14 protein-coding genes are annotated in these 12,618 nt (G+C 44.8%); 6 read left to right on the forward strand and 8 right to left on the reverse strand.

All coding sequences use genetic code 11. The features are described 5' to 3' along the window. Nucleotides 1–122: 122 nt before the first annotated feature. Nucleotides 123–527, forward strand: coding sequence for a VOC family protein (locus tag AC0YN6_RS09315; RefSeq protein ID WP_475746488.1), 405 nt, complete (start codon nucleotides 123–125; stop codon nucleotides 525–527). A gap of 85 nt (nucleotides 528–612) precedes the next feature. On the opposite strand, the gene AC0YN6_RS09320 is transcribed toward AC0YN6_RS09315, so the two are convergent. Continuing rightward, entirely contained in the window at nucleotides 613–1,443 is an 831-nt protein-coding gene (locus AC0YN6_RS09320; RefSeq protein WP_475746490.1) for a helix-turn-helix domain-containing protein, read from the reverse strand. A gap of 170 nt (nucleotides 1,444–1,613) precedes the next feature. Between AC0YN6_RS09320 and AC0YN6_RS09325 the strand changes: the two genes are divergently transcribed. Then, entirely contained in the window at nucleotides 1,614–2,300 is a 687-nt protein-coding gene (locus AC0YN6_RS09325; RefSeq protein WP_475746491.1) for a phytanoyl-CoA dioxygenase family protein, read from the forward strand. Nucleotides 2,301–2,408: 108 nt separating this feature from the next. Here AC0YN6_RS09325 and AC0YN6_RS09330 read toward each other — a convergent pair whose 3' ends face one another. The 4 genes from AC0YN6_RS09330 to AC0YN6_RS09345 form a co-directional block, all read right to left on the reverse strand. Next, a complete protein-coding gene (locus AC0YN6_RS09330) occupies nucleotides 2,409–3,488 on the reverse strand; it encodes a Gfo/Idh/MocA family protein (RefSeq protein ID WP_475746492.1) in 1,080 nt (359 codons plus the stop codon). Between the two features lie 33 nt (nucleotides 3,489–3,521). Continuing rightward, nucleotides 3,522–4,469, reverse strand: coding sequence for a cupin domain-containing protein (locus AC0YN6_RS09335; RefSeq protein ID WP_475746493.1), 948 nt, complete (start codon nucleotides 4,467–4,469; stop codon nucleotides 3,522–3,524). 41 nt (nucleotides 4,470–4,510) lie between these two features. Next, nucleotides 4,511–5,515 carry a Gfo/Idh/MocA family protein gene (locus AC0YN6_RS09340; protein ID WP_475746495.1) on the reverse strand — a complete coding sequence of 335 codons (1,005 nt, stop codon included), beginning with the start codon at nucleotides 5,513–5,515 and terminating at the stop codon, nucleotides 4,511–4,513. Between the two features lie 157 nt (nucleotides 5,516–5,672). Further along, nucleotides 5,673–6,524 carry a helix-turn-helix domain-containing protein gene (locus AC0YN6_RS09345; RefSeq protein ID WP_475746496.1) on the reverse strand — a complete coding sequence of 284 codons (852 nt, stop codon included), beginning with the start codon at nucleotides 6,522–6,524 and terminating at the stop codon, nucleotides 5,673–5,675. 130 nt (nucleotides 6,525–6,654) lie between these two features. On the opposite strand from AC0YN6_RS09345, the gene AC0YN6_RS09350 reads away from it, so the two are divergent. Beyond that, complete coding sequence (locus tag AC0YN6_RS09350) at nucleotides 6,655–7,950, forward strand: Gfo/Idh/MocA family protein (protein WP_475746497.1); 1,296 nt, start codon at nucleotides 6,655–6,657, stop codon at nucleotides 7,948–7,950. 20 nt (nucleotides 7,951–7,970) lie between these two features. Continuing rightward, a complete protein-coding gene (gene uxaC, locus AC0YN6_RS09355; RefSeq protein ID WP_475746498.1) occupies nucleotides 7,971–9,377 on the forward strand; it encodes a glucuronate isomerase in 1,407 nt (468 codons plus the stop codon). A gap of 25 nt (nucleotides 9,378–9,402) precedes the next feature. Here uxaC and AC0YN6_RS09360 read toward each other — a convergent pair whose 3' ends face one another. Beyond that, nucleotides 9,403–9,645 carry a hypothetical protein gene (locus AC0YN6_RS09360; protein ID WP_475746499.1) on the reverse strand — a complete coding sequence of 81 codons (243 nt, stop codon included), beginning with the start codon at nucleotides 9,643–9,645 and terminating at the stop codon, nucleotides 9,403–9,405. 74 nt (nucleotides 9,646–9,719) lie between these two features. Further along, nucleotides 9,720–10,928 (reverse strand): aspartate aminotransferase family protein, encoded by a 1,209-nt coding sequence (locus AC0YN6_RS09365; RefSeq protein WP_475746500.1) that lies wholly within the window; start codon nucleotides 10,926–10,928, stop codon nucleotides 9,720–9,722. Nucleotides 10,929–11,071: 143 nt separating this feature from the next. Between AC0YN6_RS09365 and AC0YN6_RS09370 the strand changes: the two genes are divergently transcribed. Next, nucleotides 11,072–12,100 carry a dienelactone hydrolase family protein gene (locus AC0YN6_RS09370; protein ID WP_475746501.1) on the forward strand — a complete coding sequence of 343 codons (1,029 nt, stop codon included), beginning with the start codon at nucleotides 11,072–11,074 and terminating at the stop codon, nucleotides 12,098–12,100. A 34-nt stretch (nucleotides 12,101–12,134) separates the two neighbouring features. Here the strand turns inward: AC0YN6_RS09370 and AC0YN6_RS09375 are convergent, their stop codons facing one another. Further along, nucleotides 12,135–12,323: a helix-turn-helix domain-containing protein gene (locus AC0YN6_RS09375; RefSeq protein WP_475746502.1), complete on the reverse strand. Its 189-nt coding sequence runs from the start codon at nucleotides 12,321–12,323 to the stop codon at nucleotides 12,135–12,137. A gap of 14 nt (nucleotides 12,324–12,337) precedes the next feature. On the opposite strand from AC0YN6_RS09375, the gene AC0YN6_RS09380 reads away from it, so the two are divergent. Further along, nucleotides 12,338–12,457 carry a hypothetical protein gene (locus AC0YN6_RS09380; protein WP_475746503.1) on the forward strand — a complete coding sequence of 40 codons (120 nt, stop codon included), beginning with the start codon at nucleotides 12,338–12,340 and terminating at the stop codon, nucleotides 12,455–12,457. The last annotated feature ends 161 nt before the right edge of the window (nucleotides 12,458–12,618 follow it).

Consider the following 12,618-nt stretch of genomic DNA (forward strand, 5'->3'; position numbering starts at 1 on the left):
GTTATACGGGATCTCGTGTCCCAACCAGCCTCAATCATTCCGATGGGTACAAACTCGACCGAATTCCCAATGCATTAAAAGCCATTCACGGGCAAACCAATAATTCTGCGGAGGTAGTGGTGATGACAAGTAAAGAAAATAATGTAGCTACTCAATCATTTGAAATCAAGAAAGTGATAAATTGTTGTATCCCCGTGGTCAATGTTAAAGAATCAGCAGAATGGTATGTTAAGCATCTTGGTTGTCAGTATGAAGGTGAACTAACAGAGGACCACACTTTTTTAAGATTGTCCAGTGGACCTGACTTAGACTTGATTAGAGTAGATGAAGTAACGCAATTAAGCCAAAATGGCTGGGTCATTCCAGTGATTAATTTCCACTGTGATGATGCAAAAGTATTGCACGATCATTTGAAAGAAAATGGGGTAGAGGTAGAAGAAATTGTTGACCATTCTTGGGTCGGATTAAGTTTTGAAATGTACGACCTTAATGGAAACAAAATAATTGTATGGCAAGCAAATTTCTAGAATTTGAACGAAAGTTTAATCGAGTATTTGATCGCCCTTCGAATTTTTGAAGGGCCTTTTTATTTAATTGATAAATGATAGCTGATTATAAATAAGAAGCTCGAAACGCATTCGGGGATACACCGGTTACCTGTTTAAACACCTTTCCAAAATGGCTCGGATTGATAAATCCGAGATCTACAGCAATGTCCTTGATTGCTTTTTCTCGTAATTCGACAAGATCCTTCTTGGATTGCATTATTTTAATAATGGTCCAATATTCTTTCGTAGATACCCCGAATTTTAGTTGGAATAGCCTGCAGAGATGCTGTCGGGAGATCTGTATTCCTTCTGCGAGCGCGGTAATGTCCGGAGGGGACTTCATATTCTCTTTCATCCAATCAACGGCTAACGAAATGATTTTTGCTTGTTTGTCATCATATTTCTTTGAAAACGCCTTGCGTTTTAACTGCAAAAAATATTCAATGATCATCCGGTAAAGAATGGTGGATACACGTTCCATCGCAAAAGGGTCATCCATTTGTTCGTATATGGACATGATTTCCAGATGGAAGTTGGGATGAGAATAGTCGTGCAGGATCGCAAAATACTTTTCTTCTTCTAGATTGTAATCATCGCATATTTTCTCGATCAAATGTCCTTCAAAAGAGACCCATGATAAAAAAAGGTTGTCTCCTTTAACCGAGTAATGATGATAAGCGCCCGGCTTCATAAAGATGATCGAACCCGGTATCAATTCAAAGCTGCGACCATCGGCATTATAAAACCCCTGTCCCTGAAAGCAGCAAACAAACTGATAGAAGGGCCAGCAATTTTTCTCGACGCTGTCTCCCATTGTCAATTTAAGATGACCGTTATTCAAGGGGATAAGTGGAAGGGAAACATAGTCTAATTTAGGAACGAAATTGACATACATGTGGTAACTCCCTTCTCCTATTTTCATTTCATTTTATGATATTGTCGTGCAGATAACAATTTATAAATATTCCTTTTAGAACATCACGTTGTATTCTGAGCATTTACAGGGGCTGTACCTGTAACATAAAATCAAGCTGAGAATCGATAAAATTTTAAGGGGGAATTAATTTGGTTAACGGTTTAAAGGAAACGTTCGAATCAGACGGATATGTGTTGATGGAGAACATATTCTCGCAGGATGAAATTTCCGTTCTCAAGGCCGAAATCAAGCGCATTGTAGTAGAGGCGGTAAATGAAAAAGGTGGGAACGGTAATGATTTTTCCAATGGTGTTTATGTAGGGCTCGCTTTCAAAAGTGAACTGTTCAGAAAGCTTGCCACAGATCCGAGAATTGTGTCAGTCCTTAAAGAGATCATTGGCGATCAAATCTTGTTTTTATCCGATAAAGTGGTAGCCAAGGATGCATCGAAAGATTTCCCGTCTCCCTGGCATCAAGATTGGCCTTATTGGGAAGGAAGCCACAAAGTATCGGTTTGGATCGCGCTGGATGATGCCACACCGGAAAACGGGTGTCTGAAAATAATTCCGGGAACCCATCGAACTGTGGTTAAGCACTTTCACAATACGGATGCCAAAGAGGGGTTCGGCAGTAGGCTTTCACAGGAGTATATCGATGAAAACAAGGCAGTTACAATTGCGGTCAAAGCGGGATCGGCCGTTATCTTTCACGATTTGACATTTCATTCGTCCTATCCCAACATTTCTGGGAAGGATCGTTGGGCTCTAATAAGTACATATAAAGACGCGACGCAAACGGATCCGGATTACTCTTGGGCAAATCCGATCCCAGTTTAGGGCAATGACATATGGGTCGCTCTTGCGTGATGGTTCGGGATTTTGTAATTAAAAAGAACTGCCCCGTAAGGTCTTAGCAGACCTAGCGAAGCAGTTCCTTTTTGTTGCTTATAGATATACGGCTTTGCCGGTTTTGGAAGATTCATAAATAGCTTCAAGGATTTGAGAAACGACGAAAGCTTGCTCTGGTGTAACAACTGGCTCAGTGTCCTCGTCAATTGCTTTCAACCACATTCTCATTTCAAGATCAGCATCGCTTTCTGTTTTACCATCGTAGAAAGCAACTCCGCCTGCGTTCAGATCAATCTTCGTTGCATATAGACGGCTATGTTTCTCGCCATTAACACGAAGACCATCCTTCATATCTGCGCCGCCCTCAGTACCAGACAACGTACATTTTGCTTCGTCAACTTCAAGCGTATTAAGTGCCCAGCTGGATTCAAGCACGATCGTAGCGCCGTTCTCCATGACGATCATACCGAATGCGGAATCTTCTACTGTGAACTTCGCAGGATCCCAAGGTCCCCATGCGTTTGCTGCGTTTTCACGTTGCGAAAGCTTGTGGTATGACGTACCAAGCACGACTTTTGGCTTGTAGTTGTCAAGCATCCAAAGTGTCAAATCAAGTGCGTGAGTACCGATATCGATAAGCGGTCCGCCGCCTTGTTTTTCTTCGTCAAGGAAAACACCCCATGTTGGAACTGCGCGGCGACGAACGGCATGCGCTCTCGCGTAATAGATGTCACCAAGCTCACCAGCTTCACAAAGCTTCTTCAAATGCTGGCTGTCTGGGCGGAAGCGGTTGTTGTAGCCAACTGTAAGCTTCTTGCCAGTACGGCGAGCTGCATCAACCATGCGCTGTGCATCATGAGCAGTTTTGGCCATTGGCTTCTCTGTCATTACATGCTTGCCAGCTTCTAGCGCTGCAATCGCAATGTCTGCGTGTGAGTCGTTTGGTGTACAAACGTGAACGATTTCAATCGATTCGTCTTTCAACAGCTCGGTATAGTCAGTGAATACTTCCGCGCCCTCAGTACCATATTTGGCAGCTGCATCAATTGCATTTTGCTCAATGATATCACAAAATGCTACGATTTCAACGTTTTTTAGTTTTTTTAAGCTCGGTAGATGTTTACCATTTGCAATTCCGCCACAACCAATAATGGCAAGTTTATATACTTTAGACATGATAGAAAACCTCCTAGTAGTTTCTTAAAATTGTTATTGTGACACAGTCTCGCGAATACTCTTCCGATATTCAGAAGGGGTGACGCCGAATTTCTTACGAAACACTGCGTGCAGATAGTTTCCGCCGGCAAAGCCTGCCAGCTTGGCTATTTTCTCCACGGAATGCGAGCTTTCCTGCAGCTGGCGACATACGACATTCAAACGAATGTCTTCCAAAATACGACTGAATGTATGTCCGTGATGCAGCTCCTTGAATAGACGCTGAATTTGTCTGGAGCTCAGATTGAGCTTGTCAGCAACGTCCTCAAGTGTGATGAAGCCGTCATAGTTTGCGTAAATATATTCTAATGCAAGGCGGTAACGATAGGCTTTCATATCACGTGTTGGAAACTGCTTCTGTTCACTTGCGGAATCGTATGCACGTACCGCTCGCATCAAAATTTGGATAACGGTTTGCTTGATTGTCGTATAACTGCCTACAAAATTATCGTTGCAGGCTTGATAGGCTTCAAGAAAACGAGGCATCGCTTGATGCAGATCCATAGTCGGATACAGCGGAAGTGCTTTGAGTTTCTCGATACAGTTCCTCGCTTCAGCAGCTTCCCAATCATCGTATGAATGAATATCGTCGCCGTTATTCTGTTCGGTTCGATCAATGATGTCGACATGAAGGCAAAGCTCATCCATCGCTTCCAGTGCATCAGCTTCTTGATAATGCATAATCTCAGGCCCTGTTAAATAAAACATGCCGGGCTTAAGCGTGTATTCCTGGTCGACAATAATGACCTTTCCTTTGCCCTGCGGTATGAAATGAAATTCATATTCCGCGTGCTTATGAAATCCAATGATTCTACCGGGAGGGAATTGCGTCAGATGGAAACGCTGCACATGAATGTCGTAGGGTCCCCATCTGATGCACAGTTCAAGACGCTCAAGCGCATCCTGGCGTTCATGCATGACTTCATAAGGAAAGTTAGGCATGCCGTTCACTCCTCAGAGTATTCCAGTTTATGTTGGTTCTATTACTCGCTTAGCTCATCAATTCGAATAGCACGGTGTTCCTGAGCGGAGCGATTGGAAGCTTCCATCAGCTTTGTCAAATCAATGGCAAGGCTTACATTCTCGTCAGCTGTAGTGTCGTTTTCAATATGCTGTACCCACTGGTGGAATGCGCTCTCTCTAGCTGGAGGAATAACTTGCTCTGTCCATTCTTCCGATGATTTAGCGCCTGGTACGGATGTGCGAAGCAACAGCTTGCTATCAGGCGTACCATACATCAGTGTTCCTTCCGTACCATGCACCTCTAGTGTAAACGGTGAATGATTGTTAACGAAGCCGGCTTCTACAATTCCGACAGCGCCAGAAGTTGTATTCAACACTGCGACAGCATTATCTTCTACCTCTTTGCCAGTGACATAACCAAAGTGAGCAGTAACCTCTTTAGGCATTTCATTCAAGAAGAGTCTTGTCAAATACATCGGATGACATCCCAAATCGATTAATGCTCCGCCGGCACATTGCTCTAGGTTGTAGAAGTGTTCAGGCAGCCAGTTCGCTATAGCTCCATTATGAGATAGGCGAGCACGAACGAGTGTGATTTTTCCAAGTACGCCTTGTGACAAAATATCACGAATCGCTAGAGTGTAGCCATCATTCAAACGAGGCAGCGATACTGTTAATTTTACATTATTTTTAGCTACTTCATCTAGTATTATGTTTAATTCTTTCAAGGTTGGTGCTATAACTTTTTCTGTGAAAATATGTTTGCCAGCTTTAGCCGCTGCAACGATAACCTCTTGATGCCTGAAAGTTGGAGCATCGACGATAACTGCGTCAATATCGTCGCGATTCAACATTTCCTCTAGGTTTGTATAAAAAGAAACGCCAAGCTTCTCAGCAGCAGCTTGTCCACGTTCCGCAATTTCATCCCATACTGCTACGATTTCTGTACCCGGATGCTCTTGTGCTTGTTTTGTATAATCCCATGCGTGCACATGCCAATAACTGATTTTACCGATCCTAATCATAGGTTCATCTCTCCCTGGGCATCTATTAGCGAGTTTGTATTGCATATATAAATATATGACAACAGATATAATTTAACATAGTTCTTCGCTTATTTTTAGTGTAATTTAATGACCATAAATATACGAAATTGCGACACTTTGTTTGTGTGTAAATCACTCATAGGTATTGCTTGCGATATTGTCGCGGTGATACATGAGCGACTCTTTTGAAGGTTTTCCCAAAGTGTGAGAAATTATCAAAACCGACGGCAGCAGCAATATCCGTAATGCTAATATCGGTCTCGCGAAGCAGACGCTGTGCTTCCTTCATACGTGTAAGAATGATGTAGTCAGAGAAGGTGAATCCTGTTAGTTCCTTGAACATGCGGCTCAAATAATAGGGGCTGATGAAAAAAAGTTTGGCCAGCTCATCAAGCCGAAGATGCTCCTCGAAATGAGCATTAATATAGCGGATAACCTCTGAAATTTTTGCATGCATAGGTGTAGCATGGTGTAGAGGCAGCGGCTCATGCTGCTGGATATACCTAGCTGCGGTAAGCAGCAGTTCGGTTAATGCATAGGGTGGGAATAGCTCAAAGCCGGCGGGCTGCTGTCTAATTTCCATCAGCATTCTTCTCATTAGTTGTCCCAATGCGAGCTGCTCTTGCATGGGCAGGCGGATGATATGGGATTGCTGGTCGAACGGCGTTAATAAGAGAGCAGTGTGATCTCGAGCTAATTGCGCTAACATCGCATCATCAAAATGAATAATGAGCCGTTCGTGGGAGACGTCGCCGGCTTGCATCGTTTTGTGCAGCTCATGCTTATTAATGAAGACGAGATCGCCTTGCTCAACAGAGTAGGAACGATCACGTATAAAATAAATCCGCTGTCCGGACAGCATATAGTAGATTTCATAGTAGTCATGATAGTGATTTTCTTCCATCGTGAAAGGGGCTGAACGCTTCGTATATTCTACATATAGCTCGGGTGTGAAGCCAAAGCTGCTCATTTCAAGATCGTTGGTCATAAACGAAGCACCCCTTTAAGTATCCATCGCAAAATAAGCGGTGTTTAATGGAATTAGAGCAGGATATGCAAAGAATTATATCACTATCATGCAGTAAAATGAAGATAAGCAAAACTAGGGAGGAATAATAATGATGTCCAAAAAACGTTATGTACTGGTAGGCAGCGGCGGCAGAGCAGAATTTTTTTATGGTGCTATTGCAACCGATTTCAGAGAGACCTCGGTGCTGCTCGCTTTTTGTGATATTAACCAAACCCGGATGGACTATGCGAATCGCATTTTAATTGATAAATATAACCATGAGGCTGTAAAGACGTACAAATCAAATGAATTTGATCAGATGATTGAGATTGAGAAGCCTGATTCCGTAATCGTTACGAGCATGGATCGTACACATCATACGTACATCATTCGTGCGCTGGAGCTTGGTTGTGATGTCATAACTGAGAAACCGATGACGATTGACGAGAAGAAATGTCAGGAAATTTTGGATGCGGTTGAGCGGACAGGCCGTAATATTCGTGTGACATTCAACTATCGTTATGCGCCGCATCATACGAAGGCTAGAGAGCTGATCGCAAGCGGAAAAATCGGCAAAATAACCTCGGTTCACTTTGAGTGGCTGCTGAATACGCAGCATGGCGCAGATTATTTCCGCAGATGGCATCGTAATAAGCAGAACAGCGGCGGCTTGCTGGTGCATAAATCGACACATCATTTCGATCTCGTCAACTTCTGGATAGGCTCACAGCCAGAGTCTGTGTTTGCCTTCGGAGACCTGTTGTTCTACGGACGCGAAAATGCGGAGCAGCGCGGTGAAACACAATTTTATGAGCGTGCAACAGGAAACAAGGTCGCTGAGAATGATCCATTCGCGCTGCACTTGGACAAAAATGAACATTTGAAAGCGATGTATTTGGATGCGGAGCATGAGGATGGTTATCGCCGCGATCAAAGCGTATTCGGTGACGGCATTAATATTGAAGATACGATGGGTGTGCTAGTCCGTTATAAGAACAATGCGATTTTAACGTATTCATTGAACGCTTACTTGCCATGGGAAGGCTACCGTATCGCTTTTAATGGAACAAAGGGACGCCTTGAGATGAATATTGTGGAGCAATCGTATGTCAATTCAGGAGGCAACAAATCCGATGAGGGTGCACTGAAGGAAAAGACAATTACGGTGTTCCCAATGTTTGCTGCTCCTTATGAGGTGGAGGTAGAGGAAGGCGCGGGCGGCCACGGCGGCGGTGATCCGGTATTGTTAAATGATTTGTTTGGATCGCCTGTAGAGGACCCGTTTAACCGAGCGGCTAATCATATTGACGGAGCTAGATCCATTCTAACCGGCATAGCCGCCAACCGTTCCATTCAAACGGGCCAAGCGATACAGATTGATGATCTGGTTAAGTTTTACAAATAGTGTGCGGGAGGAAAATAATAATGAAGACCTTTATGGATGATAATTTCTTATTATCGAATGAAACAGCAATCAGGTTGTATCATGATTTTGCGAAGGACATGCCGATTATTGATTATCACTGCCATCTTAGCCCGCAGCAAATATTTGAGAATATGAGCTTTGAGAACATTACAGAGGCTTGGTTATACGGCGATCATTACAAGTGGCGTGCTTTGCGTGCGAATGGGGTAGAGGAGCGTTTCGTAACCGGCGGTGAAGGCGTGACTGATTACGAACGCTTCGAGGCGTGGGCAAGAACGGTTCCGCAAACGATCGGCAATCCGCTTTATCAATGGTCGCATCTGGAGCTCCGTCGTTATTTTGGCGTTAATGAGCTTATTAATGAAAAAAATGCACCGGCAATATGGGAGCAGGTTAATGCGAAGCTGGCGACAGGTCAGTTTAAGGCGCGTGATTTGGTTAAGATGTCTAACGTTGAGGTCATCTGTACGACAGATGATCCTGTTGATTCGCTGGAATATCATATTGCGATCAAGGATTTAGAAGATTTTAATGTACAGGTGCTGCCTTCATTCAGGCCAGACAAAGCACTAGAAATAAACCGCGCTACGTTTCTGGAATGGGTAAGTAAGCTTGGTGCTGCAGTTTCAACAACGATTGACAGCTATGATGATCTGCTTGAAGCGCTTGCGGCGAGAGTGAAGTTTTTCGACGAGGTCGGCTGCAAAGTATCTGATCATGCGCTTGATTATGTTGCTTATGCAGAGACAACAAAGGAAGATGCTGCAGCTATTTTTGCCAAAGCCTTGAAGGGGGAGATTATTACTTTAGAGGAAGAGAAGCAATACAAAACGTGTACGCTGCTCTACTTGGGACGATTGTATGCTGAGCGCGGCTGGGCGATGCAATTCCATATCAATGCAGCAAGAAATAACAGCTCACGCATGTTTGGCAAGCTTGGGCCGGATACCGGGTTCGATTCAATTAACGATAGTGCAGTTGCTTATCCGCTTGCGAGGCTGCTTGATGCGCTGGATATGGATGATGCGCTTCCGAAAACGATTGTCTACTCACTTAATGCGAAGGATAATGATGTGCTTGGATCGTTAATTGGGAGCTTTCAAGGCGGTGGGGTTCCGGGGAAAATTCAACTGGGCTCAGCGTGGTGGTTCAATGATACAAAAAACGGCATGCTGGATCAGATGAATGCGCTTGCCAATCTAGGGCTGCTGAGCCGCTTTGTTGGAATGCTTACGGATTCCAGAAGCTTCCTCTCCTACACCAGACATGAATATTTCAGACGTTTGCTCTGCAATTTACTGGGTGTTTGGGTTGAGAATGGCGAAGCGCCGCTGGATATGGAACTACTAGGTGATATGGTTCAAAATATTTCTTATCGCAACGCAAAAGCTTATTTCGGCTTCTAGCGCTTAAGAACGTTCTGCATTTCCGCTAGCTAGGCGGAGATTGTGGAACGTTTTTTGTATCGAGACGATAAGAGGCCATCAGAAATTTGAGCATTTGCGGCCCGGCTATGTTGGCGGCAATTCCGAAGAGCTCGGAATGGGCTGTTTTTCTGCAAAGTAAATAAAAAGCCGCGCCTCCGATGAGCTCGAAGGCGATGAACTCCTTCCATTTCCAGGCGGGTATGATGTAGACCTTAAATTCTTTTTTATTAGAAGCTCGTGTACGCAAAGTGGGAGCCCTCCTGCTGATTAGGCGCATTACAACCGTAACTAGAGTATGCGGAGCGGCTTATCCATCATTCTTCATTCTTTCAGCTGACCGAAAGCGCGGCGCAAAATGCTAAGCATATCATCGCTGTCCTTCTGCGTTACGATTAACGGGGGAACGAGCCGTATTGTTGAAGCGTTTGGTGAATTAATAAGCAAGCCCTCCTGCAAACAAATCGCTGCGAGCTCTGAAGCTTTGTTGTTCGGAACGTCGAAAGCGAGCATAAGTCCTTTACCTCTAATGTCCGAAATAGGGATATCACGGGACAACTCGCATAAACTATTCAATAAATACTCCCCTTGCTTCTTTGCATTGCCAGCTAAGTTCTGCTCAAGCAGCTCTTGCAGAACGGCATAACCAGCAGCCATAGCAAGCGGGGCCCCGGTGTAGGTTCCGCCTTGATCCCCAGGCTCAAACAAATCGTATTTGCTTCTCGTCAGCATAGCTGACAATGGGAAACCGCCGCCGATTCCTTTGCCCAAAGTCATAACATCAGGTTGAATTCCGTAATGTTCAAAAGCGAAGAGCTTGCCCGTTCTGCCCATCCCAGTCTGAATTTCATCAAAGATGAGAAGCATTCCGTACATATCGCATATTTTGCGAAGCCCAAATAAATACGACTCATCGACGGAATGAACACCGCCTTCGCCCTGCACAAGCTCAAGCATGATGGCACAGGTTTGGTTGGTTACCGCTGCGAAACAAGCATCTAGGTCATTGATCGGCACATGCTTGAAGCCTTCCACCTTGGGTGAGAACAGCTCTTTCCATTTCTCCTTTCCTGTGGCAGACATCGTCGCGAGCGAGCGGCCATGAAAGCTGTTCGTTAGCGTAATAATTTCGTAAGCGCCATTCATATGGACTGTACCGTGCTTTCTTGCCAGCTTTATCGCGCTCTCATTAGCTTCTGCCCCGCTGCTTGCAAAAAAAACTTTATCCATCCCGCTGACACTGGTCAGCAGCTCGGCGAATTCGATCATAGGTCGATTGTAGTAGCCCGGGCTGGCATGGACTAACTGTGATGCTTGACGCGCCAACGCTTGCTGCAAGGCAGCAGGAGAATGTCCTAAGCTTGCAACCGCCCAGCCGCCGACAAAATCTAAATATTTTTTTCCTTCTGTGTCCCACAGGTGCATCCCTTCGCCGCGTTCCATTACGATATTTGGACGTGCTGCTGTGTATAAAACCGATTTCTCTGCTTTTCCCAACAGTTCGGCTGTCATAGCGTTTTCTGTTTGAATCATGAACATGTACCTCCCCGGTTATTCATTGCATTGTATAAATATACAACAAAGAGAATAAAAATACAATAAACAAACTGAGGACTTTCCGCGTAATGATAACGGGTTCAATATTCTAAAAATAATACGTAGATGAGGCGGGAGAGATGATGATGTGGAATGGAGATTCTTATTTAGAAAACCTTTATGAGGATGCGGTTAGTCGGCATCAAAGTCGCTCTATGCGCGAGCTTCGCAACGAGCGCAGACCGAAGTTAAAAGCTGCGCTGCGGGAGCTGATCGGACATTTCGAGCCTAATTCTGAATATGCTGCTAAGCTGCTGGAACGTGTCCAATGTGATGGATACGTTCGAGAGAGAGTAGAACTGTCGGCAACACCGGGACTCACCTTTGCAGCATATGTACTTATTCCTGACGATAGGAAGGGGCCGCTGCCTAGTGTGCTCGCGCTTCATGGTCATGGTTACGGCAGCCGGGAAATCGTAGGCTTGCAGCAAGACGGCTCACAAGATGAAGCCGAGCCAGGTATTCATCAGCATTTTGCCGTGCAGCTGGTTAAGCGAGGGATGGTCGTAATCGCGCCTGACATGATCGGCTTCGGCGAGCGAAGGCTTCATTCGGATCTTGCTCTTGACCCGTCTGCTCCAAGCTCCTGTTACAGTTTGGCGACACAGCTTATGATGCTAGGAAAGACACTCACGGGCCTTCGAGTAACCGAAGCGTTGAAAGCTTTTCACTATTTGGCATCACGACCTGAAGTCGATTCGAGCCGAATTGGACTAATGGGTTTCTCAGGCGGCGCATTGATCGGTTTTGTTGCTGCTGTACTTGAGGCTCGAATCAAAGCGATAGTTTTGACGGGTTTTACAAATACAATTAAGGACAGCCTCTTTGCTGTGCAGCATTGTATTGATAACTTCATACCTAACTTACTCGTTCATGCGGAGTTGCCGGAGCTGATTGGGTTAATTGCTCCGCGTCCGCTATTTCTCGAATCGGGTGAGCGCGATCCTATTTTTCCTGTGGCTGGATTTCGTAAAGCTTCAACTGAGATTCAATCGATCTACGAAGCTGAAGCCGCTTGGGATAAGGTGGAAATCGATATATTCCCGGGATCACATGAAATAAGCGGCCGACTTGCATATGATTGGTTGAAACGGACATTATCCTCTTAAAAAATCATCCGACATCTAATCGTTATTATCTCTCTTACGTCATATATTGCTTACGAAATTTGGTTGGAGGCAATCCTATTTGCTGCGTAAAGTAATTAGAGAAGTAAGGGACGTTTTCGAATCCAACGTATTGGGCAATTTCTGCGATTGGCCACTCTGTTTTGAGCAGCAGCAGCTTGGCTTGCTCAAGCCGATACTTGGACAAATAATCGATAGGCGTCATACTGGGGCACGCAGTTGTACCGCTCGAATGCAGATACGATTCTTAAACAGGAGAATGTTACTTTCATTCCTTATTATGCATGGGTCAATCGCGGCAAAGGCGAGATGGCAGTATGGGTGAAGGAAAGGGTATAAACTCGTGATCTTTCACACGATAATTAAGCTTATAAAATCATGAGGCCGTCTCAAAAGTATCGATAGGAGATGATGCTCCTCTCCGCTACGTTGCAGAAAGTACACTAGAAACCTGACATGATACTCGGAGAGCATGGCTACGTTGCAGAAATGCAATAGAA

This window comes from Paenibacillus sp. J22P15 (assembly GCF_056269345.1).

What these genes read in the sequence shown, in the direction of transcription:
- AC0YN6_RS09320 (WP_475746490.1), bottom strand. Translation starts at nt 1,443, where the DNA reads ATGTATGTCAATTTCGTTCCTAAATTAGACTATGTTTCCCTTCCACTT.
- AC0YN6_RS09330 (WP_475746492.1), bottom strand. Translation starts at nt 3,488, where the DNA reads ATGTCTAAAGTATATAAACTTGCCATTATTGGTTGTGGCGGAATTGCA.
- AC0YN6_RS09350 (WP_475746497.1), top strand. Translation starts at nt 6,655, where the DNA reads ATGATGTCCAAAAAACGTTATGTACTGGTAGGCAGCGGCGGCAGAGCA.
- AC0YN6_RS09335 (WP_475746493.1), bottom strand. Translation starts at nt 4,469, where the DNA reads ATGCCTAACTTTCCTTATGAAGTCATGCATGAACGCCAGGATGCGCTT.
- AC0YN6_RS09340 (WP_475746495.1), bottom strand. Translation starts at nt 5,515, where the DNA reads ATGATTAGGATCGGTAAAATCAGTTATTGGCATGTGCACGCATGGGAT.
- uxaC (WP_475746498.1), top strand. Translation starts at nt 7,971, where the DNA reads ATGAAGACCTTTATGGATGATAATTTCTTATTATCGAATGAAACAGCA.
- AC0YN6_RS09315 (WP_475746488.1), top strand. Translation starts at nt 123, where the DNA reads ATGACAAGTAAAGAAAATAATGTAGCTACTCAATCATTTGAAATCAAG.
- AC0YN6_RS09345 (WP_475746496.1), bottom strand. Translation starts at nt 6,524, where the DNA reads ATGACCAACGATCTTGAAATGAGCAGCTTTGGCTTCACACCCGAGCTA.
- AC0YN6_RS09365 (WP_475746500.1), bottom strand. Translation starts at nt 10,928, where the DNA reads ATGATTCAAACAGAAAACGCTATGACAGCCGAACTGTTGGGAAAAGCA.
- AC0YN6_RS09370 (WP_475746501.1), top strand. Translation starts at nt 11,072, where the DNA reads ATGATGATGTGGAATGGAGATTCTTATTTAGAAAACCTTTATGAGGAT.
- AC0YN6_RS09375 (WP_475746502.1), bottom strand. Translation starts at nt 12,323, where the DNA reads ATGACGCCTATCGATTATTTGTCCAAGTATCGGCTTGAGCAAGCCAAG.